The 519-nt window shown below is 55.7% G+C and carries 1 protein-coding gene; it reads right to left on the bottom strand.

Translation table 11 applies throughout. The features are described from left to right. The coding region (locus tag FMN63_RS28340; protein WP_148587528.1) for an AMP-binding protein at positions 1 to 519 on the bottom strand (519 nt) is incomplete at both ends.

The following is a 519-nucleotide window of genomic DNA, read 5'->3' as shown; positions in this document are numbered from 1 at the left end:
CCGTCGGGCCATATAGATTATGCAACGGCGCGCCAGTTAACTGTTGCCATTCGCGGCATAAATCAGCCGGTAAGGCCTCACCACTACAGAAAACCTGTTTCAACGTCGCGCAACTCTGGCGAGCGGATTGCGGCGTCAGCGAGGCAACAAATGCCGCCAGCATCGACGGCACAAAGTGCGTGGTCGTTACGCCATATTCGGCAAAGAATTGCTGCATAGCGAGCGGGTCGCGGTGCGCTTCCGGTTCAGCCATCACCAGTTTTGCCCCTGCGATAAACGGCCAGAAAAACTCCCACACCGAGACATCAAAACTGCACGGCGTTTTTTGGGCAACGACATCTTCGCCTGTAAGCGGATAATGATTTTGCATCCAAAGCAGGCGGTTGACGATAGCCGTCTGCCCGACCATTACCCCTTTCGGCCTGCCGGTGGAGCCAGAGGTAAAGATGATATAAGCCGTGTGATGCGGTTGTGAAAGTTGCAGCGGCGCACTGCCCTTCGGTGTAAGCGGGGCGTTAT

The organism is Stappia sp. BW2, assembly GCF_008107695.1.
Taxonomy (GTDB): Bacteria; Pseudomonadota; Alphaproteobacteria; order Rhizobiales; family Stappiaceae; genus Roseibium.
This window is presented reverse-complemented; position numbering and strand designations above follow the sequence as displayed.